The 20,363-nt window shown below is 69.3% G+C and carries 9 protein-coding genes, 3 tRNA genes, 1 other RNA gene and 3 pseudogenes; 8 read left to right on the top strand and 8 right to left on the bottom strand.

Annotation, left to right across the window (positions count from 1 at the left end):
* Window positions 1-311: 311 nt before the first annotated feature.
* Window positions 312-1,408, bottom strand: a pseudogene (gene dnaX / locus OJJOAM_RS15285) (DNA polymerase III subunit gamma/tau); the annotation flags it as partial.
* Window positions 1,409-1,613: 205 nt separating this feature from the next.
* Entirely contained in the window at window positions 1,614-4,124 is a 2,511-nt protein-coding gene (locus OJJOAM_RS15280; RefSeq protein WP_422648437.1) for an adenosylcobalamin-dependent ribonucleoside-diphosphate reductase, read from the bottom strand.
* Window positions 4,125-4,304: 180 nt separating this feature from the next.
* On the opposite strand from OJJOAM_RS15280, the gene ffs reads away from it, so the two are divergent.
* An RNA gene (gene ffs / locus OJJOAM_RS15275) (signal recognition particle sRNA small type) lies at window positions 4,305-4,403 on the top strand.
* Between the two features lie 197 nt (window positions 4,404-4,600).
* Here the strand turns inward: ffs and OJJOAM_RS15270 are convergent.
* The 3 genes from OJJOAM_RS15270 to OJJOAM_RS15260 all read right to left on the bottom strand — a co-directional run bounded on the left by OJJOAM_RS15270 (window position 4,601) and on the right by OJJOAM_RS15260 (window position 12,027).
* Entirely contained in the window at window positions 4,601-8,266 is a 3,666-nt protein-coding gene (locus OJJOAM_RS15270) for a UvrD-helicase domain-containing protein (protein WP_422648436.1), read from the bottom strand.
* On the bottom strand, window positions 8,263-11,580 hold the full coding sequence (locus tag OJJOAM_RS15265) for a PD-(D/E)XK nuclease family protein (protein WP_422648435.1): 3,318 nt from the start codon (window positions 11,578-11,580) through the stop codon (window positions 8,263-8,265). The genes OJJOAM_RS15270 and OJJOAM_RS15265 overlap by 4 nt, the downstream gene beginning before the upstream one ends.
* Window positions 11,581-11,724: 144 nt before the next feature.
* Window positions 11,725-12,027 (bottom strand): hypothetical protein, encoded by a 303-nt coding sequence (locus tag OJJOAM_RS15260; RefSeq protein WP_422649612.1) that lies wholly within the window; start codon window positions 12,025-12,027, stop codon window positions 11,725-11,727.
* Between the two features lie 684 nt (window positions 12,028-12,711).
* On the opposite strand from OJJOAM_RS15260, the gene trxA reads away from it, so the two are divergent.
* The 6 genes and pseudogenes from trxA to OJJOAM_RS15230 all read left to right on the top strand — a co-directional run bounded on the left by trxA (window position 12,712) and on the right by OJJOAM_RS15230 (window position 19,503).
* Entirely contained in the window at window positions 12,712-13,038 is a 327-nt protein-coding gene (trxA, locus tag OJJOAM_RS15255) for a thioredoxin TrxA (RefSeq protein ID WP_422648434.1), read from the top strand.
* 202 nt (window positions 13,039-13,240) lie between these two features.
* Window positions 13,241-14,502, top strand: a pseudogene (gene rho / locus OJJOAM_RS15250) (transcription termination factor Rho).
* Window positions 14,503-14,645: 143 nt separating this feature from the next.
* Window positions 14,646-15,497, top strand: coding sequence for a M90 family metallopeptidase (locus tag OJJOAM_RS15245; RefSeq protein ID WP_422648433.1), 852 nt, complete (start codon window positions 14,646-14,648; stop codon window positions 15,495-15,497).
* Window positions 15,498-15,690: 193 nt separating this feature from the next.
* Window positions 15,691-15,954, top strand: a complete 264-nt coding sequence (locus OJJOAM_RS15240; protein WP_422648432.1) for a type B 50S ribosomal protein L31 — start codon at window positions 15,691-15,693, stop codon at window positions 15,952-15,954.
* A gap of 280 nt (window positions 15,955-16,234) precedes the next feature.
* Window positions 16,235-18,016 (top strand): ArnT family glycosyltransferase, encoded by a 1,782-nt coding sequence (locus OJJOAM_RS15235; RefSeq protein ID WP_422648431.1) that lies wholly within the window; start codon window positions 16,235-16,237, stop codon window positions 18,014-18,016.
* 136 nt (window positions 18,017-18,152) lie between these two features.
* Window positions 18,153-19,503: pseudogene (locus tag OJJOAM_RS15230) on the top strand (MATE family efflux transporter).
* Between the two features lie 148 nt (window positions 19,504-19,651).
* Here OJJOAM_RS15230 and OJJOAM_RS15225 read toward each other — a convergent pair.
* The 3 genes from OJJOAM_RS15225 to OJJOAM_RS15215 all read right to left on the bottom strand — a co-directional run bounded on the left by OJJOAM_RS15225 (window position 19,652) and on the right by OJJOAM_RS15215 (window position 20,059).
* Window positions 19,652-19,728, bottom strand: a tRNA-Asp gene (locus OJJOAM_RS15225).
* A 77-nt stretch (window positions 19,729-19,805) separates the two neighbouring features.
* Window positions 19,806-19,881, bottom strand: a tRNA-Glu gene (locus tag OJJOAM_RS15220).
* Window positions 19,882-19,983: 102 nt separating this feature from the next.
* Window positions 19,984-20,059, bottom strand: a tRNA-Ala gene (locus OJJOAM_RS15215).
* On the opposite strand from OJJOAM_RS15215, the gene OJJOAM_RS15210 reads away from it, so the two are divergent.
* Window positions 20,027-20,278, top strand: coding sequence for a hypothetical protein (locus OJJOAM_RS15210; protein WP_422648430.1), 252 nt, complete (start codon window positions 20,027-20,029; stop codon window positions 20,276-20,278). The genes OJJOAM_RS15215 and OJJOAM_RS15210 overlap by 33 nt on opposite strands.
* Window positions 20,279-20,363: the final 85 nt, after the last annotated feature.

Below are 20,363 nucleotides of genomic sequence, written 5' to 3'. Positions count from 1 at the left end.
CCTGGCCGCAGCGCTTGCGGCGGCGGCAGCGGGCGTGGCGCCGGGCGCGGCAGCCGGGGCGGCAGCGGCGGTGACAGCGGTATTCGGTGCGGTGCCGGCGGCGGACCTGGCAGGACCCGCGCCGGACGGAGAAACCGGCGAACCGTGCGGAACCGGCGAAGCCGATGCTGCCGAAGCCGATGCCGATGCCGTCGATGCTGCCGATGCCGATGCCGCCGCGGCGCCGGCCACACCGGCCATCGCGGAGCCGGACATCCTGCGCGCACCGGCCGTCGCCGGGCCTGCCGGCGTCGGCGCCGACGGCATCGCCGAGGGCCGGAACGCCAGCATCCGCAGCAGCGTCATCGTGAAGCCGGCGTACTCGTCCGGCGCGAGCGCGAGCTCGCTGCGGCCGAGATTGGCGATCTGGTAGAACAGCTGCACTTCCTGTGGATCGAAGGCGGCCGCCAGGCGGCGCACTTCCCCGGCCTCGGGCCATTCCTCCTGTACCGACGCCGGTACCGCCTGCGCCAGCGCGATCTTGTGCAGCAGCGAACCGAGGTCCTGCAGCGCGCCGGCGAACGACAGGCTGCGGTCGGCCATGCTGTCGGCCACCGCCAGCATCGCGGCGCCGTCCTCGGCCGCCAGCGCGTCAAGCAGCTGCACCAGGTAGCTCTGGTCGATCGCACCGAGCATGCCGCGCACCGACGCCTCGGACACCTCGCCCGCGCTGTAGGCGATGGCCTGGTCGGTCAGCGACAGCGCGTCGCGCATCGAGCCGTGCGCGGCCTGAGCCAGCAGCCGCAGCGCATTGCCATCGTGCGCGATACCCTCCTCGGCCAGGATGCGGTCGAGGTGGCTGACGATATGGCCGGGCGGCATCTGCTTCAGGTTGAACTGCAGGCAGCGCGACAGCACCGTGACCGGGATCTTCTGCGGGTCGGTGGTGGCGAGGATGAACTTGACGTGGCCGGGCGGCTCTTCCAGCGTCTTCAACATCGCGTTGAAGGCGTGGTTGGTCAGCATATGCACTTCGTCGATCATGTAGACCTTGAAGCGTCCGACCGTCGGCGCGTAGACCGCCTTGTCGAGCAGCTGGGCCATCTCGTCGACGCCGCGGTTGGACGCGGCGTCCATCTCGATGTAATCGACGAAGCGGCCCGAATCGATCTCGGTGCAGGCCTTGCAGACCCCGCAGGGCTGCGCGGTGATGCCGCCGTTGCCGTCAGCCCCCGTGCAGTTCAGGGCCTTGGCCAGGATGCGCGACAGCGTGGTCTTGCCGACGCCGCGCGTACCGGTAAAACAGGTAGGCGTGATGCAGCCTCTGCTGTTCCAGCGCATGCGTGAGCGCGCGCACCACGTGCTCCTGGCCGACCAGCGTGGTGAAATCCCTGGGGCGCCATTTGCGCGCTAGAACTTGGTAACTCATGGCGGCGATTGTAGCAAATGGCGCCCCGCCGGCCGGCCGCCTGTCGCGGGGCCGGGCAAGGCGATCGGGCGCGGGATCGATCGGGGATTCAGGCCGGCATTCCGCCCGCCGTGCAACCGGGCATTCGGGCAGGCATCCGGCCTGACATCAGCTGCGCATTCGGGCCGGCATTCGAGCGGGCATTCAGCGGACATCCAGCGGGCAATCACCCGCACTCGCCGACGTAGCCGCAATTGGCGCATTTGGCGCAGCCGTCGACCTTGTGCAGCGCATGCGCGCCGCATTCCGGGCAGGGCTTGCCGGTGCCGACGCCCGGCGCGCCGACGGGCAGGCCGGCGCCGGGCGCCGCGGCACCCGGCAGCGGCATCGCGTCCTGCGCGAGCCCGGCCTCGCGCTGCGCCAGCCGCTCGGCCAGCGCGGCGACCGGCACCTGTTGCCCCTCCGCATCGAGAAAGCCGCGCTTGATCAGGATGCGCTGCAGCGCGTAGCCGAGCGCCGCCACTTCGGAATCGTGGAAGCGCGGCACCTCGGTGCCGTCCTGACGCGTCAGCGTGCCGTAGCGCACCGTGCCCTTGTCCCACACCACGTTGCGCATGTCGGCCAGCGCCTTGGCGATCGAGCCGCCCGAGCGCGCCACCATCGACAGCAGCCGCATCGTCGAGGTAATCCATTGCTGGCCTTCGCTGCGCTGACCGGCCGGCATGAAGAACTCGACCGGCCGCTCGATCGTCACGGGCCTGCCGTCGACCACGCCGTTGACGCGCATGAAGTTGACGGTCAGGTAGACGGTCTTGTGGCCCTCGTAGGTCAAATACTCGACCTTGGACGTCACGCCCTCCAGGTCGCCCACCGGCCGGCTCTCGAACGGCTTGCGCAGCGGATCGTCGCCATTGGCGGCCGCCGCGGTCGCCGAAGCGGCCACGCCCTGCCCCGCCTCCGCGACCGACAGCACCGCGCCCAGCACGCGATTGGGCCGATAGGTGGCCAGGCCCTTCAGCCCGGCCTTCCACGCCTCCAGATACAGGTTGCGGAAGGCCTCGTACGGATAGTCCTCCGGCACGTTGACGGTCTTGCTGATGCTGGTGTCGATATAGGGCTGCACCGCCTCCAGCATCTTCATATGGTCGAGCGCGGACATCTGCAGCGCGGTGACGAAGCTGTCCGGCAACTGCTCGACGTCGCCGCCCAGATGGCGGTACAGGCGCCAGGCATGGTCGGCCACCTCGTAGACCTTGTAGCTGTCGTCGCCCATCCGCTTGCGCCGCTGGTAGGTCCAGGAGAACGCCGGCTCGATGCCGTTGGAGGCGTTGTCGGCGAAGGCCAGCGTGATGGTGCCGGTCGGCGCGATCGACAGCAGATGCGAATTGCGGATGCCATGCGTGCGGATCGCCGCCCGCACCGCCTCGGGCAGCCGGCTGGCGAACCCGCTCTGCAGATAGGCGTCGGCATCGAACAGCGGGAAGGCACCCTTCTCGCGCGCCAGTTCGGTCGAGGCCAGATAGGCGGCATCGCGCAGCGTCTGCGCGATGCGCGCTGCCAGCGCGCGGCCCGCCTCGCTGTCGTAGCGCACGCCCAGCATCACCAGCGCGCTGCCCAGGCCAAGAAAACCGAGGCCGATGCGGCGCTTGGCCATCGCCTCGGCGCGCTGTTCCGGCAGGGGCCAGTAGGTGACGTCGAGCACGTTGTCCAGCATCCGCACCGCCACGGCGACCAGCGCGCGAAAGCCGTCGAAGTCGAAGGACGCGGCGTCGCTGAACGGACCTCGCACGAAGCGCGTCAGATCGATCGAGCCCAGATCGCAGCAGCCGTAGGCCGGCAGCGGCTGCTCGGCGCACGGATTGGTGGCTTCGATGCGCTCGCAGTAGTACAGGTTGTTGTCGTCGTTGATGTGCGACAGGAACAGGATGCCCGGCTCGGCGTGATCGTAGGTGGCCTGCATGACCTGATCCCACAGCTGCCGCGCCGGCACGCGCCGGTACACCCACATGCCGTCGTCGCGGCGCCAGGCGCCGGCGGCGATGGTCTCGGGCGCTGGCTCGGCGACGTGGACGAGGTCGATCTCGCCATCGGCCTCGACCGCCTGCATGAAGGCATCGTCGACGCCGATCGACAAATTGAAGTTGGTCAGCTCGCCGCGGTCCTTGGCGTGGATGAAGGCCTCGATATCGGGATGGTCGGCGCGCAGCACGCCCATCTGCGCGCCGCGCCGCGCGCCGGCCGATTCGACGGTGGCGCACGAGGCGTCGAACACCTTCATGAACGAGACCGGGCCCGAGGCGCGCGAATGGGTGCCGCGCACCAGCGCGCCCGAGGGACGGATCGCCGAGAAGTCGTAGCCGACCCCGCCGCCGCGGCGCATGGTCTCGGCGGCCTGCGCGACCGCGGCGTAGATGCCGGGCTTGCCGTCCACGGTCTCGGACACCGCATCGCCGACCGGCTGCACGAAGCAGTTGATCAGCGTGGCCTCGATGCGGGTACCCGCCGCGGAATGGATGCGCCCGGCCGGCACGAAGCCGCCTTCGAGCGCGGCGAGGAAGCGCCGGGCCCAGCGTTCGCGCTGCGCCTGCGGCTCGGCCTCGGCCAGCGCGCGCGCCACGCGGGCGCGCACATCGGCAGCGGTGCGCTCCTCGCCCTTGGCGTACTTCTCGCGCAGCACCTCGACCGAGATTTCCTGCGGCGGCAGCACAGCCTGCATCATCTGATCGTTGGCATTCATCGGTCAGCTCACCTCTCGCCTCTGTTGGCGCCACTGGATTCGCACCTTGCGCCGCGGCTGCATCCGGCATGCGGATGCCGGGCTCGATGCCGCCCCGCGATGCCGTCCCGCCATGTCATCTGGCGATGCCGGCGACGGCTTTTCGCGCGAGGCACGCACTCTGGGTTACAATGCCGGTCGGACGGGCCTCCTCGCATGGCGGCGCGGTCAACCTGGTCAGGTCGGGAACGAAGCAGCCACAGCCGTTTTCCGCCAGTGCCGAGGGTCAGGCTCGTCCCCCTTCCTTCCGGTCTTTCCCTTCCCCCTTCGTTTTCCCTGCGGGCCACGGCGGCATGCCGCGACGCCACGATTCCCACCGGGTTCCTACGCTTCGTTGCGACGACTTGCCGAGGGGCCGCGCTCGCCCGTAGTTCGCCTATCCCCTCGCCCATAGCTCACGCGCCATCTTATCGCCATTTGCCGCTGCCCTGCTGCCGTCAGAACAGCGACGCCTGCCGCGGCGGTGGCGGCGCCGACAGCTGCCCCAGCGCGATCCATTCGCCGTCCGCGGTGGCGATGCCCGACTCGATGCGCCGGCCCGGGAACATCGGCCGCAGCGCGGCCTCGTAGCGACGCAACTGCGCCGCGTAGCTGGCGTGCTCCTGCGGCAGCAGGCGCAGCTTGTAGTCGACCACCACCACGCGATCGGCGTATTCGACCAGCCGGTCGATCCGCAGCAGGCGCCCCTGCGCGCCAAACAGTTCGACCTCGTTGCGCGCGCCCAGCGCGCCCTCGGCCAACAGCAGCGAGCGCAGCGCCGGCGCGTTCAGCATCGTGCGTACCGCCTGCACGGCGGCCTCGGCCTGCTCGCGCCACGCGGTGCGCGCCTGCGGGCTGCCGGCTCCGGCCAGCGGAAACCAGCGCATCACCGCCTCGGCATCGGGCACGCCGTCGTAGGCGCCGGGGTAGCGCGTGATCCGTTCGAGCAGCGCATGCACCAGTTCGCCATGGCGGGCGGCGGCGGCATCGAAGACGATCTCGTCGTCGCGCTCTTCGTCCTCTTCCTCACCCTCGGCACCGATGGCTTCGCGCGGCGCCACGGGCAGCGCATCGCGATAGCGCGCGCGGAAGTCGGTGAAGCGGATCGGCCCTTCCACGCCGCCCGACGCGACACCACGCACGCCGACGTCATCGTCCGGCAGCGGCGGCACCGGCTCGCCGACATCCGCGACCTGCAGGCGCACATACCAGCTGCCGGCGATCTCGCTGCCCGGTTCGCCGTCGCCCGCGCCCTTGCCGTTGCGCTGGACGCCGCTGACGATCAGCCCCTGGCGGGCGCGCGTCATCGCGACATAGAGCAGGTTCCAGTTCTCGCGTTCGGCCAGCGCGGCCTGCTCGTCGAAGCGCGCCGCGCGCGCCAGTCCACGCTCGGACCGCTTGCCATACGCGGAGAAATGCACCGGCGCCGCGGCCAACGGCGGCCAGTCGATCAGGATGCCGGCGCGATCGGCGGCCGGCTCGCTGTGATTGGCGTCGAGCAGCACCACGAACGGCGCCTCCAGCCCCTTGGCCGCGTGCACGGTCAGGATGCGCACCGCGTCGAGCGTACCGTTGCTGTCGTCCGCGCCCTCGGGCTCGTCCGCCTCGGCTTCCGCCGCATCGCCCATGCCGCCTTCGTCGGGGCTTTCGTCCTCGTCGCCGCGGCGGATCGCCTGCAGCTCGTCGATGAACTTCGGCAGGCTCGGATAGCGGCCGCCATCGAGGTCCAGCGACAGCTTCAGGAATGCGTCGAGATTGGCCAGCACCTGCTCGCGGATTTCCGCGGGCGCGGCCTGCGCATAGCGGCGGCGCACCTCGCCGGTGTGATAGATATGGTCGATCAGGTCGTGCACCGGCCGATGCGGCGCGATCTCGAGCCAGCCGCGCAGGCGCGCCAGTCCTTCGCGCAAGGCCGCAGACGCGTGCTGCGGAACCTCGCCGGCCGACAGCGTCGGCCACCAGCGGCGATTGCCTGCCAGCTGCGCGATCGCGATCAGGTCTTCGTCGCAGGCGCCCACCAGCGGGCTCTTCAGCACGTGCGCCAGATCGAGGTCGGACTCGGGCGTCATCAGGAAGGCCAGCAGCGCCGACAGGTCCAGCGCCTCCAGCGTGGCCAGCAGGCCGCCGCGGCGCGGGCTCAGGCAGGGAATGCCGGCCTCGCGGAAGGCGCGCTCGTAGTCGGCCAGATAGCTCTTGCGCCGGACCAGCAGCGTGATGTCGCGCCAGCAGGCCGAACGCTGCCCGTCGCCCTCTTCGACCGGCACGGTGGCGCGCAGATGGCGCAGCCACGCGGCGACGCGGCGGCCCTCCTCGAAGCGCGGCGAATCGCCCAGCGGCGTGCGCGGCTGCGTCAGCGTGTCACGCGAATCGGGGGCGATGTTGGCGTCGCCGTTGCCGTTGCCGTTGCCGTTGCCGTTGCCATTGGCATCGCCGTCCTTGCCATGGCTTCCACTGCTTCCTTCGCTGCCGTTGTTCCCATTGCCGCCGTTGCCGTTCGCCGGCACCAGCGGCAGCAGCCACACCGGCCCGCCCTGCTGGTCCAGCGCCGTGGTCTGCGTTTCGTACAGCGGATAGCGCCCTTCCGCGCGCGCCTGGTCGAACACCGCATTGACCCAGCGCAGCACGCTGCCACTGTTGCGGCGGGTCCGGTTGGTGCGCAGCACCGTCGCGCCGAACTCGTGCTGCAGCATCTGCCGCGCGACGTCGAACAGCCGCGCGTCGGCACGGCGGAAGCGATAGATCGACTGCTTCGGATCGCCGACCAGGAATACCGTCGGCCGCTCCGCCAGATCCTGATAGCCGGCCAGCCAGCCCTGCAGGATGCGCCATTGCAGCGGGTTGGTGTCCTGGAATTCGTCGAGCAGCAGATGGCGATAGCGCGCGTCGAGCCGCACCTGCAGATACGTCGCGGTCTGCTCGTCGCGCATCAGCCGGGCCGCCAGCCATTCAAGGTCGGCGAAGTCCATCGCGCGCTGCTGGCCCTTGTGCTCCTGATAGCGCGTCAGCAGCGCGTCGCCCAGCAGATAGAGATCGCGATTGAGCGCCAGTACCGCGGCCTCGCAGCGGCGCGCGGCGACCTGCCGCAAGGCTTCGCACAACTCGGCATGCCGGGCCAGCAGCGCGTCGGCCTCGGCCTCGCCGCCGGCGGCCTTGACCAGCGCCGCGGTGCGCCGCAGCGCGCGCGGTTCGCCCTTGCCGGTGAAGAAGGCCTCCCAGCAGCAGCCGAACGCGTCCTGCGCCGGCTGCCCGCTGTGCGCGCCGGCCTCGGTCCAGGTCCGCATTGCCGCCAGCGCGGCGCCGATGCGATCGGCATGGCCCTGCTCCGTCTTGCCGGCCTGGGACAGCGAAGCCGCCAGCGCCTCGCAGTCGGCGCGCAGCGCCGCGTCGGCCATCGCCTGTGCCAGCACGTCGATGCGCGCGTCGTCGCCCAGATCGTCCGCAAGGCGCTCGGCGGGATCTTCATCGGGCGCGGCCTCGCGCATCGCCCACCATTCGCTGCGCGCGTGGAACATCGCATCGAGCAGCGCGCGCGCCGAGAACTCGCCGATCGCATCGACCAGCCGCTCGTAGGCTTCGCGGTACGGCGCCGCCTCTGGCGCCGTCAGGCCGCGCCAGAACGGCGCCCACGCCTCGCGCTTCATGCGCAGCGCGTCCTCGCGCAGCGCCGCGCCCGGCACGATGCCGGAGGCCAGCGGCGCGCCGCGCAGCAAGGTGCCGAACCAGCCGTGGAAGGTGTCGATGGCAATGCGGCCCGGGCTGGCCAGCACGCGCGCATGCAGGGTCCTGGCACGCGGCAGCGCGGCGCGCGCGGCCTCGGGCGACAGGCCGCGCTGCTCCAGCGCGGCCAGCACCTGCGCGTCGGTGCCGCGGGCCAGTTGCGCCAGCACGTCCAGCAGGCGCTCGCGCATTTCCTCGGCGGCCTTGCGGGTGAAGGTGATGGCGAGAATCTGGCTCGGCTCGGCGCCGGCCAGCAGCAGGCGCAGCAGCCGGGCCACCAGCAGCCAGGTCTTGCCGCTGCCGGCGCAGGCCTCGACCACCACGGAGCGCGCGGGATCGCAGGCGGCCCGCGTGAATTCGGCTTCGCTGACGTCCTGGCCGTCGCGCAGATAGGCGTGCACGGTCATGCCAGCGGTCCTCCTTGCTTGTCGCTCGATGGAGCGGTCGTTGGTTCGGTCGTTGGTTCGGTCGCTTGTTGGCTCGTTGGTTCGTTCGCCTGTTCGTCCGCCTGTTCGCTCATCTGCTCGTGCCCTTGCCGCCCCGGCGGCTCGTCGGCCGTTCGCCCTTCCGGCGAGCCGGACTGCTGTGCGGGCGCGCGCTCGTGCGTGTATCTGGGCGCGGCGGCGACCGCCTCCGGCAGCGCCGTCGACTGCCAATACCCCTTGCGGCACAGCCCGCGCGCATTGCACCAGGTGCACGCAGCGGCGTCGCCGAAGGCCGGCAGCGGCGCGCCCTCGCGCAGGCGCAGCGCGTCGTGCGTCAGCTGCTCGTGCAGCCACGCCACCGCGTCGTCGAAGTCCGGCAGCGAGACCTCGCGGCGGCTGGCCGGCGACGCGCTGCGCGGTTCGTTGCGGCCGTCCTCCAGCGCGATCCAGCTGCCCGCGCGCGCATCGGCGCGCAGCAGGCCGTAGAACGGCAACTGGCAATCTTCCTGCGCGTCGCGCGCCTTGCGCCTCAGGCGCGCGGCGCTTTGCGTCTTGTAGTCGAGCACCGCATGGCGTCCGTCGCGATGGCGGTCGAGCCGGTCGATGCGGCCATGCAGCCGAATCGGCTGGCCGTCGCGCATCGGCAGGTCGGCGCCGGCGTCGAGCTCGCCCGCATGCCAGTACCAGCCTTCGCGCTCGCGCGCGGCCTGCCACGCGACATACGAAGGCAGCACCGCGAGCCAGCGGCGGTAGTAGCCGATCGCATTGCCGTCCTCGGCCATCACGCCGTCGAAGACCTCGCGCGAGACCGCCTGCAGATGCGCGATGCGGGCCGCGTCGTCGCGCACGTCCTGGGCCTGCACGTCGCGGTGATAGCGCAGCAGGATCTGGTGCAGCAGCTCGCCGATATCGCGCTTCTCGAGGTCGTCGCTGACCGTTTCCAGGCCGGCCAGGCCCAGCATGCGGCCGGCGAAGAACTGGTACGGGCAGCGGCGCAGCATGTTGTACGACTGCGCGGTCCAGCGCGCGGGGGCCAGCTCCGGCGCCGAGGGCGCGGGCATATTGCGGACCTCGGCCCGGGCCTCGTGCAGTGAAGGGACGACGCTCGCCCCGATAGGTGCACCCGCCGCTTCGCAGTGCACCGCCAATCGTTCGAGCCAGCCGGACACATGCTTCGGCTCGCCGCGGCCGCCGAAACGCTGCCAGGTCATCACGACGTCGTCGTTGTTCAGCAGCACCTCGGCCAGGTCGCGCGCCTGCTGCGCGAAGCGCGCCTCGCGGTCCTCGAGGCCGAGCTCGCGCCGCATCTGGTTGGAGAAGAACATCAGCTCGGCGGCGGTCGACGGCAGTTGCGCGTCGTCGCAGCCGACGATCACGACGCCGTCGAAGCGTCGCATGCGCGCGCCGTTCAGCGGCAGGATCGTGATGCGCGCCGCGGCGGGCTCGCTCGGCTCCTTGTAGGCCACCGCTTCGAGCAGCGCGGCCAGCATCGCGCGGAATTCGGCCAGCGTCAGCGTGGCGGTGGCGCCCGCCTCGTCGTCGGGCAGCTCGTCGAGCCGCGCCAGCGCGTCGAGCAGCTGCGCGCCGGCATCGTCGGCGGCCAGCGCCGGGCGCATGTCGAGCGCGTCGAGCGTGGCCTGCAGGCGCTGCAGCCAGAAGCCGACCGGACGCGCATCGTTGCCGCGCGGCCAGGCCTGTGCCTCGCCGGCCATCTGGCGCAGCAGCGCGGCAGTGGCGGCCTGGGCGGCGGCCAGCTCGGCCGCTTCTTCGTCGTCCTGCGGGCCGGTGTCGGCCGTCCACTGCGGCTGCGGCGCCGCCGGAAAGCGCTGCAACAGCCGGCGCCATCCGCCTGTGATGCCGTGGCGGCGCACCTGCCGCTCGAGCAGCGCGATCGCGGCGCCGCGTTGCGGCAGCTGCGGCAGGCAGAACGGGCTCTTGAGCAGATCCAGCAGCGCCGCGGTATCGCCGTCGCCGACCACCAGGTCGAACCAGCGCATCAGCGCGGCCGCGGCACGCGTGGTCGACAGCTTCCAGCCCGTTTCGTCGCGTACCGGCGCACCGGCGCGCGCCAGCAGCGCGCGCGCGCGACGCGCGACCACGCGGTCATGCGCGACCAGTGCCAGCTGCTTGCGGCCCTCGTTGAGCCAGCGCACCAGCTGGTCCGCCGCGGCCGCCGCCTCGTCCTCGAAGCGCGCGCTGCCGATCAGCCGCACGCGCGGGCGGTCGGCGGGCAGGCGCGGCGCCGGCAGCGACGGCACCGCGGCCGTATCGGCGGGCAGACGGCATTCGGGCCAGAGCGCGAGCAAGGTGCGATACCAGCTGCCGCGTCCGTCGACCGGATCGCCCGCGCCATCGTGGGCGTGACCATTGGCGTGATCGTTGGTGCGATCGTTGGTGTGACCGTTGGTGCGATCGTTGGCGTGACCGTTGGTGCGATCGTTGGCCGGATCGAGCGCAAGGTCGATCGCCGGATCCGCAGCGGCGCCGTGGTGTTCGTCCTCGCCGCTCTCCGGATCCTCCTCGTTCGTCTCGCCCTCGGCCGCCTCGCCGCTCCAGTCGTAGCCGATTTCCAGCACCGGCACCATCTCCCCCGCGGCGCGCAGGAAGGCCGCCTCGATCGGCGTCGGCGGGGTCGGGCCGAGCCAGACCACCGGGCCGGTCAGTTGCTGGGCGAGCGCCTGCAACGCGCGTCGGCGCGCCGGCAGCGGATCGTCTGGCCCGGACAGCGCCTGCCAGAACGCCAGCACGATGCGCGCCTCCTCGCCGAGGAAGCGCTCGGACAGATGGGAGTAAGTGCGTTGCAGCGCCTCCTGCAGCAGGCTGGCACGATCCTCGGCGAGCACCGCGTCGTCGTCGCGGATGGCGGCGTCCTCGAGCCATCGCGCCGACAGCTCGTCACAGACGGTCAGCACGGTCTGCGCCAGTCCCCACGCCGCCGGTTCGGTCTGCGCGCCGAAGGCCCGCCGCAGCCAGTCCTGGCCGCGGATCGCCTGTTGCACCGCGAGCAGCCGGGCAGCATGGCTGCGCACCTTGTCGCCATGCAGCATCGCCGGCGGGAAGTCGAGCAGCCAATGACCCAGCGTCAGGATGCGCGGCAGCAGGCGCGGCGTGCCGGATGCGCGCGCGGCGCGGTCCAGCGCCAGGCGCACTCCCGGGATCTGTGCCGCGGTCGGCACCACCAGATGCGCGGCGGACGCGCTCTGGCCGTGCTCCTCGCAGCGGTCGAGGAAATACCAGGCCGCGGCCGCGGCATTGTCGAGAAAGTCGCGGCCGGGGCGGAAACGCAGCGTCGTCATGTAGCGGGGAGGAATGGCAGGGGCGAGGCTGGCGGAAGCAATGGCAGTCGTGAGGACATCGGCAAGCGCCCGGTGCGGACCATGCGGACGCGCCGCATCGGCGCCGCGCGGTCCTGCGCCGGCGTCACGCGAGCGCGGCCGGATTCAGGAGCGCTCGCCTTCGATGCGGGCGCGGATCTCGCGCGCGGTTTCGAGCAGGCCTTCGTAGCCGGAGCGCGCATGCTCGGGCAGGTCCGGATCGCCGACCAGCGTACCGAGCGTCTCGATGATGCTGTAGACGAGGCCCTTGGCCGCGCCCACCGCAATGCTGTTCTCCTCGACGGCGGTACTCAGATGGGCCAGCGCGTCGCCCAGATGCTCGGCGCCGGCGGGATCGGTCGGCGCGTCGGCATCCGTGTCGGCACTCGCCTCGGGCAGCTGCCTGGGATCGCGCACGGGATCGCGCATCGGGTCGCGGGTCGGATCGCGGGTCGGATCGTCTTCGGGCGTCATGGTCGTGGCCTGATCGATTGGGAGGGGCTGCGCCGGGCCTTGTCCGGCACGTGTTCATTCTACGCGCGCCGTGCCGGCCCACGGCAAGCGCGGCTCAGTCAAGGGCTTACTGAGGGGCTTACCGAGGGGCTCACCGAGGGGCTCACTGAGGGGCTCATTGAAGGGCTCATCGAAGGGCTCACTCGAGGGCGAACGCAAGGCCGAGCGCGAGAGAGCGCGCGAGGGCGAGCGCGGCCGCCGCCGCGCACCGGGAAAACCCGATGCATCAGCGCCCGATGCACAAGCGGGCGATATTGACAAAATCTCTGACGCCGATTGAAAGGCATCATTGGCTTCGCGGCGCCGAGCGCGGCAAAATGGCGCCATCCCTGGTACGAGGCCATGCCGACGGCGCCGGGGCCGCACGGTTCCCAGGCATGCGGGCGAAGGCGGGGACGGTTGAATTCGAGGCCGTCGCCGCCATCTTCCGCATTGCGAATCCGGGCGGCAATCCCGGGGGCAATCCGGGCAGCCAAACCGGACAGCCCCAACCGGCGCAATATGGCCGGCCCCGACGAGCCGCGAAAAAGTCGTGTAATGTAGCGGTTCGGCATAATCCAGCCTTTTGAAATCCCCGAGCGAACCCTGAGGTTTTCCGCCATGAGCGAACAAATCAAGTATGTGAGCGACGCCTCCTTCGACGCCGACGTCCTCCAATCCGACAAGCCCGTGCTGCTCGACTTCTGGGCCGAATGGTGCGGCCCCTGCAAGATGATCGCGCCGATCCTGGACGAAGTCGCCAAGGACTACGGCGACAAGCTGCAGGTGGCCAAGATCAACGTCGACGAGAACCAGCAGGTGCCGGCGAAATTCGGCATCCGCGGCATCCCCACGCTGATCCTGTTCAAGAATGGCCAGGTCGCGGCGCAGAAGGTCGGCGCGCTGTCGAAGTCGCAGCTGACCGCCTTCCTCGACGGCAACCTGTAATTGCCCCGCGCGGCGCCGCGCAACGCGCGCCGCGACAGGCATCGCCGCCCTCCCGGGCGGCCACGATCCGGCTGGCGCCCCGGCTCTGGTGCGCCGGTCGGATTGTGCTAAGATGCCCCCTACAACTTCCCCCGAGCGTTCGCTCATTTCTTTCCCCTTCCTTTGCTTCCGCCCGTCCGGGCCCCATCTGTACCCCTCGTCTATGCACCTGACAGAACTCAAATCGCTTCACGTGTCTGCCCTTCTCGAAATGGCCGCGACCCTCGAGATCGACAACGCACAGCGGATGCGCAAACAGGAACTGATGTTTGCGATCCTGAAGAAGCGCGCCAAGATGGGCGAAACCATCTACGGAGACGGCACGCTGGAAGTGTTGCCTGACGGCTTCGGCTTCCTGCGCTCGCCCGAAACGTCGTATCTGGCCAGCACGGACGATATCTATATTTCCCCCTCGCAAATCCGCCGTTTCAATTTGCATACCGGCGATTCGATCGAGGGCGAGGTGCGGACGCCCAAGGATGGCGAGCGCTATTTCGCGCTGGTCAAGGTCGACAAGGTCAACGGGCAGCCGCCCGAAGCGGTCAAGAACCGCATCATGTTCGAGAACCTGACGCCGCTGCATCCGAACCGGCCTCTGACGCTCGAACGCGATATCAAGGCCGAGGAGAACATCACCGGCCGCATCATCGACATGATCGCGCCGATCGGCCGCGGCCAGCGCGCGCTGCTGGTGGCCTCGCCGAAGTCCGGCAAGACCGTGATGCTGCAGCACGTTGCCCACGCGATCGCCAACAACCATCCCGAAGCCGACCTGTTCGTGCTGCTGATCGACGAGCGTCCCGAGGAAGTGACCGAGATGCAGCGCTCGGTGCGCGGCGAGGTGGTGGCGTCGACCTTCGATGAACCGGCGATCCGCCACGTGCAGGTTGCCGAGATGGTGATCGAGAAGGCCAAGCGCCTCGTCGAACTGAAGCGCGACGTGGTGATCCTGCTGGACTCGATCACGCGCCTGGCGCGCGCCTACAACACGGTGGTGCCGGCCTCGGGCAAGGTGCTGACCGGCGGTGTCGACGCCAACGCGCTGCAGCGTCCGAAGCGTTTCTTCGGTGCCGCGCGCAATCTCGAGGAAGGCGGTTCGCTGACCATCATCGCCACCGCGCTGATCGAAACCGGCAGCCGCATGGACGACGTGATCTACGAAGAGTTCAAGGGCACCGGCAACATGGAAGTGCACCTCGAACGCCGGCTGGCCGAGAAGCGCGTCTACCCTCGATCAACCTGAACAAGTCCGGCACGCGCCGCGAGGAACTGCTGATCAAGCCCGAGATCCTGCAAAAGATCTGGGTGCTGCGCAAGTTCATCTCGGACATGGACGAAGTGCAGGCGATGGAATTCATCCTCGACAAGATGAAGGCGACCAAGAACAACGCCGAATTCTTCGACATGATGCGCCGCGGCGGCTGAGGCCGCCCCGCCGAGCGCATCGCTCGGATCGCTTGATGTGAAGGCGCGCCACGGCGCGCCTTTTTCCGTCCGCGCTGCGTTGCCCGCCACGCTGCCGTGTTCCGACACGCAGCACGTCTTCACCGACTGAACCGATTGCCGCCATGCTCGCCCGCCTCGCCAGACTGCTGCATGCCCGCTCGCGCCAGCGCAAGCTGCGCCGCTACGCGATCGACGACGCGCTGTGGCAGCAGACTGTCGACGCGCTGCCCTTCCTGCAGCGCTACGGCACCGACGATCTGGCGGCGCTGCGGGAACTGGCCACGCTGTTCATCGCCGACAAGGAATATTCGACCGCGCACGAGCTGGTGCTGACCGACGAGATGGTGGTCAGCGTCGCCGCGCAGGCCTGCGTGCCGATCCTGCGGCTGGGCCCGGAGTGGTATCGCGGCTGGCACGGCATCGTGCTGTATCCCGGCGAATTCATCATCCGGCGGACCGTCGAGGACGAGATCGGCCTGGTGCATGGCGTGGTCGAGAAGGCCAGCGGCGAGGCATGGGAGCATGGACCGGTGATCCTGTCCTGGCCCGACGCCAGCCTGCCGGGTGCGGGACTGGACGCCGCCGCGGACCAGCCCGACGACACCTACAACGTGGTGATCCACGAGTTCGCCCACAAGCTCGACATGCTGGACGGCGAGGCCGACGGCGTGCCGCCCTTCTCGCGCGCGCTGCATGCCGGCGTGCAGCGAAGCCAGTGGGCGCAGACCTTCGACGCCGAATACCAGCGCTTCGCCGACGCCTGCGACGCGGTGCCCGACGCCGCCTGGGACGAACCGGACCGCCTGCCGGCGCCGATGCGCGTGATCGATCCCTATGGCGCCGAGACGCCGGGCGAGTTTTTCGCGGTCGCCTCGGAGGCTTTCTTCGTCGAGCCGGCGGGGCTGTCGCGGCATTGGCCGGTGCTGTACGGGCTGCTGAGGACGTTCTACCGGCAGGATCCGGCGTCGATGTGATACAGGAGGCACAAAGGAGTGCTACGTCGCCACGACGCGCTGCTTGTTGCACCTTGCCCAAGTCCTTGTTTCTCTGCCATAATCCGCGTTTGTCCGTCACCGGCAAGTGGTTCGCTCGCCGCTGATCCGCGCAGCAACAAGCGCAACAGCATCGGCGGTCGCGGACTGGCTACCCAACCTGCAAGGAAACACCATGAAAGAAGGCATTCACCCGAATTACCGCGAAGTCGTGTTCGTCGACGTGTCGTGCGACTTCAGCTTCGTGACCCGCTCGACCATCCAGACCAAGGAAACGATCACCTGGAAGGATGGCAAGGAATATCCGCTGGCCAAGATCGAAGTGTCGTCGGAATCGCACCCGTTCTACACCGGCACCCAGAAGATCATGGACACGGCCGGCCGCGTCGAGAAGTTCCGCCAGAAGTTCGGCAGCAAGCTGGGCAAGGCCGCGAAGTAATCCGGCTGGACCAGAGACGGCGCCGGCAGCGCATCCCGCATGCCTTCTGCCGCCGTCCGATGCGCGCCTTCCTGCAGGAACCGGTGCACATTGTGTTAAAAGAGGCAGCCCAGGCTGCCTCTTTGCTTTTGCAACGCGTCTGGCGCGGCGCGGCCGTCTTTCCGATGCAGGCTGTCGACCGCGCCCGCCCAGTCCGGTGCAAAGCCCGGCGCCGCAGCCGACACCCAAGCCGGTGCGCAAGCCGGCGCCAAACTACGCCGCCCAGTCCGCTGACCGATCGATGAGTCCCGTCAAAGCCTCCCGCGTCCACCTGACCGCCGCCGCCACCGGGGCCCTGCCCCGCGCCCTGCTGCTGGCGATCTGCATCATCTACGGCGCCGTCGGCCTGTTCGGCCGCGACCCGTGGAAAAACGAGGACGCCGCCGGCTTCGGCGTGATGTGGCAGCTGGCCATCGGCGGGCTGCACGACTGGCTGATGCCCAATATCGCCGGCCGGCCCTACGGGCAGGACGGCCCGCTGGTGTTCTGGGTCGGCGCGGCGATGATCCGGCTGGCCGGCGGCTGGCTAGGCGCGCCCGATGCCGCGCGGCTCGCCACCGCCCTGTTCTATTTCGCCACCTGCGCCTTCATCTGGTACGCGACCTATCTGCTGGGACGCCGCGCCGAGGTGCAGCCCTTCGCCTTCGCCTTCGGCGGCCAGCCCAATGCGCGCGACTACGGCCGCACGCTGGCCGATGGCGCGCTGCTGATCTTCCTGGCCTGCGTCGGCCTGGCGATGCGCGGGCACGAGACCACGCCGCAGGTCGGCCAGGTCTGCTTCGTCGCGATGAGCCTCTATGGCCTGGTGCGCAGCCTCGACATGCCGACCCAGGGCGCGCTGTGGCTGGGCGCCGGCCTGGGCGCGCTGACGCTCGCCAGCGGGCCGATCCTGCCGCTGGTGCTGTTCGCCGCGATCCTGATCGGCGCTGTGGTCTGCAAGCCGCTGCCATTGCGGCGCGTGCTGACGATCGCCCTGCCGATCGCGCTGGCGATGGTCGCGGCGTGGATGGCGGCGACCTACTTCGGCGCCGCGCATCGCGACGAGGCGGTCGCCTTCATCCGCGAATGGTCGCGCTACGACCGGCGCACCTACAGCTGGCCGAACGGCTTCGCGATCGGCTTCGTCGCCCGCAACTTCTTCCTGTTCTCGTGGCCGGTGTGGCCGATCGCGATCTGGTCCTGGCTGAGCTGGGCCGGCATGCGGCGCGGGCCCCATGTCGCGTTGCCGCTGGCGCTGCTGCTGCCGCTGTTCGTGCTGCTGCTGATGCTGCGCCAGCCCGGCGACGTGCAGTTCATCCTGCTGCTGCCGCCGATGGCGGTGCTGGCGGCCTTCGGCCTGCCGACGCTGACGCGCGCGACCATCAACGCGATCGACTGGTTCGCGCTGCTGTTCTTCACGATCTTCGGCGGCACTGTCTGGTTCATGTGGCTGGCCAAGACGACCGGCTGGCCGCCGCGGATCGCCAACAACATCTTCAAGCAGTTGCCCGGCTATCTGCATGTGTTCTCGGCGAGCGCGGTGCTGTTCGCGCTCGCGGCGACCGCGGCCTGGGTGCTGGTGGTGCGCTGGCGGCTGTCGCGCGCACCCAAGCAGATCTGGCGCCCGGTGGTGATCTCGGCCGCCGGCACCACGCTGATGTGGGTGATGGCGATGACGCTGTGGCTGCCGTCGATCAACTACGGCAAGACTTACCGCGACGTCGCCGAGGCCGCCTCGATGGCGCTGCCGACCACCTACGAGTGCGTGCAGCCGATCCGCATGGGCGACGCGCAGTTGGCCTCGTTTGCGTTCTTCGGGCATTTCCGCTTCGGCGGCCCCGAGGACGGCTGCGACGTGCTGCTGCGGCACGACCCGGTCGACTACGGCGAGCCGTCGAGCATCTCGCGCTTCGAATGGCGGCTGATCTGGGAAGGCCGCCGCCCCTCGGACCGCGACGAACGCTTCCGCATGTACCAGCTGATCGAAAAGCCGCCCGCGCCGCCGCCGCGCAAGAGCACGCGCCGGCTGCCGCGGCAGCCTTGATCGGCGGCCGCGGTTGGGACCGGGCCGGCGCTTGCCGGCCTGCCCGCCCCGCCTGCCGTGCCTGCCCTTGCTCCGCCCCCGCCGGCGCCATCGCGCAGCAGTCCCGCCATCGCCCGGCCCGCGCCCTCGAACGACCATGACCCTGATCCAGGACCTTCGCCGCATTGCCGCGCTGGCCGGCCCCGTGCTGGTGGGCCAGCTGGCCGTGATCGCCTTCAGCGTGATCGACACCATCATGGCGGGCCGCGCCTCGGCCACCGACCTGGCCGCGGTCGGTCTGGGCGGATCGATCTACGTGACGGTCTACATCAGCCTGATGGGCGTGCTGCAGGCGCTGGCGCCGATCGCCGGGCAGCTGTATGGCGCCGGGCGCCACGCCGAGATCGGCGTCGAGGTGCGGCAGGCCGCGTGGCTGGGCCTGGCGCTGGCCGTGCCGGGCATGCTGCTGCTCAGTTTCCCCCGGTCCGCTGCTGGCCTTCGCCAAGGCGCCGCCCGAACTGGTCGACAAGGCCACCGCCTACCTGCATCTGCAGGCATTCGGCCTGCCCGCGGCGCTGGGCTTTCGCATCTATTCGGCGCTGAACAATGCGCTGTCGCGCCCGATCATGGTGACGCTGCTGCAATTGCTGGGGCTGGCGGTCAAGGTGCCGCTCAACGCGTGGTTCATCCATGGCGGGCTGGGCCTGGCGCCGATGGGCGGGCCGGGCTGCGCGCTGGCGTCGACGCTGATCAGCTGGATGTGGTGCCTGTCCGGCGCGCTGATCCTGCGCCATGGTGGCGCCTATCGCCCGCTGGGCATCTTCGCGGCGTGGAGCTGGCCGATGCGTTCGCATCTGTGGGCGCTGCTGCGACTGGGCGTGCCGATGGGACTGACCTATCTGATCGAGATCACCTCGTTCACGCTGATGTCGGTGTTCATCACGCGGCTGGGCACGGTGACGCTGGCCGGGCACCAGATCATCGCCAACCTCGGCGCGGTGGCCTACATGCTGCCGCTGTCGCTGGGCATCGCCACCTCGACGCTGGTGGCGCAGGCGGTCGGCGCGCGCGATCGTGCGGGTGCGCGGCGCGTCGGCTGGCGCGGAATCCGGCTGGCGGCCGCGCTGGCGCTGGCGGTAGGGGCAACGCTATGGCTGCTGCGCGCGCCGGTGCTGCGGGCCTATGCCAGCGATGCGGCGGTGGTCCAGGCCGCGCTGCCGCTGGTGACCTTCGTCGCGCTCTATCAGGCCTTCGACGCCGTGCAGGTGACCACGGCCTTCGTGCTGCGCGCCTACAAGATCGCGCTGGTGCCGACCGTGATCTATGCGGTGTCGCTGTGGGGAATCGGCCTGGGCGGCGGCTATGTGCTGGGTTTCGGGCTGATCGACGGGATGCCGGCGTTCACGCACGGCGCGGCCGGTTTCTGGCTGGCCAACAGCCTGAGCCTGGCGATCGCCGGGGCGCTGCTGGTGTTCTATTTCATTCGGATCAGCGAGGAGCGCAGCTGAGGGGATCGAGGCCAGAGGTCGAACCCCACGGCACTCGCGGGGCTCCGCCCTTCCGCCCGGACGAATCGGGCGGCAAAATTCCCGCGCACCAAAAAAAGAAAAACCCAAAAGAAAAACCCGCATGGCGTTAACCATGCGGGTTCAGTTTTGGCGGAGTGGACGGGACTCGAACCCGCGACCCCCGGCGTGACAGGCCGGTATTCTAACCGACTGAACTACCACTCCTTAGTCGGCTTATCGATATTGCCGCACCGAGGTGCAGGCTTTACCGATAATCTGGACGTTTGATTACGCCCATTATCTGGCGTCCCCTAGGGGATTCGAACCCCTGTACTCACCGTGAAAGGGTGATGTCCTAGGCCTCTAGACGAAGGGGACAGAAACCTGTTTTTCAACACGTTCCGTCTTGTTTCGCGCATCGCGGCGAGCCGCTTTGCGGAAACGGATAACACCCTACTGCTGATGTTATCGCTGGAATTTTGGTGGAGCTAAGCGGGATCGAACCGCTGACCTCTTGCATGCCATGCAAGCGCTCTCCCAGCTGAGCTATAGCCCCATATGTACTGCTGTCGCCGTTATTGTCACCGGCGTTTCGCTTTTTGTTTCCAGATTATCGTTCGTTATCGAAGCGATTATCTTGTCGTTTCCAGCGAAGCCAAGATTATATAACAGCCTTGCTTTTTTGCAAGCCCCTATTTCACTTTTTTACTGCTTCGGTTTGTCGTCGATATCGCTTCGGATATTCGCCGCCGTTACCGCTGCGGTACTGCCGTGATGCCCGCTTGGTGTTGAACCGCGCTGCAGGGAGAAAGAGATTATGCGCAAGTCGCGGCGAAAGCGCAAGCCCCCGCCGCAACTTT

The sequence above is a fragment of the Cupriavidus sp. H18C1 genome (assembly GCF_049311595.1).
Lineage (GTDB): Bacteria > Pseudomonadota > Gammaproteobacteria > Burkholderiales > Burkholderiaceae > Cupriavidus > Cupriavidus cauae.
This window is presented reverse-complemented; position numbering and strand designations above follow the sequence as displayed.

Coding starts and splice junctions, on each gene's coding strand:
- OJJOAM_RS15280 (WP_422648437.1), bottom strand. CDS start 4,124: ATGAATGCCAACGATCAGATGATGCAGGCTGTGCTGCCGCCGCAGGAA.
- OJJOAM_RS15245 (WP_422648433.1), top strand. CDS start 14,646: ATGCTCGCCCGCCTCGCCAGACTGCTGCATGCCCGCTCGCGCCAGCGC.
- OJJOAM_RS15240 (WP_422648432.1), top strand. CDS start 15,691: ATGAAAGAAGGCATTCACCCGAATTACCGCGAAGTCGTGTTCGTCGAC.
- OJJOAM_RS15210 (WP_422648430.1), top strand. CDS start 20,027: ATGCAAGCGCTCTCCCAGCTGAGCTATAGCCCCATATGTACTGCTGTC.
- OJJOAM_RS15270 (WP_422648436.1), bottom strand. CDS start 8,266: ATGACCGTGCACGCCTATCTGCGCGACGGCCAGGACGTCAGCGAAGCC.
- trxA (WP_422648434.1), top strand. CDS start 12,712: ATGAGCGAACAAATCAAGTATGTGAGCGACGCCTCCTTCGACGCCGAC.
- OJJOAM_RS15235 (WP_422648431.1), top strand. CDS start 16,235: ATGAGTCCCGTCAAAGCCTCCCGCGTCCACCTGACCGCCGCCGCCACC.
- OJJOAM_RS15265 (WP_422648435.1), bottom strand. CDS start 11,580: ATGACGACGCTGCGTTTCCGCCCCGGCCGCGACTTTCTCGACAATGCC.
- OJJOAM_RS15260 (WP_422649612.1), bottom strand. CDS start 12,027: ATGCGCGATCCCGTGCGCGATCCCAGGCAGCTGCCCGAGGCGAGTGCC.